1 protein-coding gene is annotated in these 407 nt (G+C 73.2%); it reads left to right on the forward strand.

Going from position 1 to position 407, the window contains the following annotated elements:
* Positions 1-407, forward strand: a 407-nt coding sequence (locus ACI6QG_RS19655) for a phage major capsid protein (protein ID WP_491630759.1), incomplete at both ends; no start/stop codon positions are given.

A 407-nucleotide genomic window follows, 5' to 3' on the forward strand; every position in this document is an offset into this window, starting at 1 on the left:
GTGAACGACGACCTCGGCGCCTTCACGGACTTCGCCGCTGCCATCGGCCGCCGCGTGGCCGACTTCGAGAACGCCACCGCCTATGGCCTGCTGAACTCCGCCAATGGCGACGGCCCGACGCTCACCACCGGCAATGCGGCCGTGTTCGGCACCGCCGCCGCGCGCGCCAACAAGGCCTCCGCCGGCAGCGCGCTCGACCTCGGCTCCCTCGCCCAGGGCCGCTCCGCAGTGATGCGCCAGCGCACGCTGGACGGCCTGCCCATCGCCGTCGGCGCGCAGATGCGCCTGCTGGTCGGGCCGAGCCTCGAGCTCCCCGCCCGCCAGCTCACCGTGCCGGTCGCGGCCAACCAGGTCACGCAGGAGAACGTGTTTGCGTCCTTCGTGCAGCCGGTGGTGGAGCCGCTGGT

It is taken from the genome of Sabulicella flocculans (assembly GCF_045449635.1).
GTDB lineage: Bacteria > Pseudomonadota > Alphaproteobacteria > Acetobacterales > Acetobacteraceae > Roseococcus.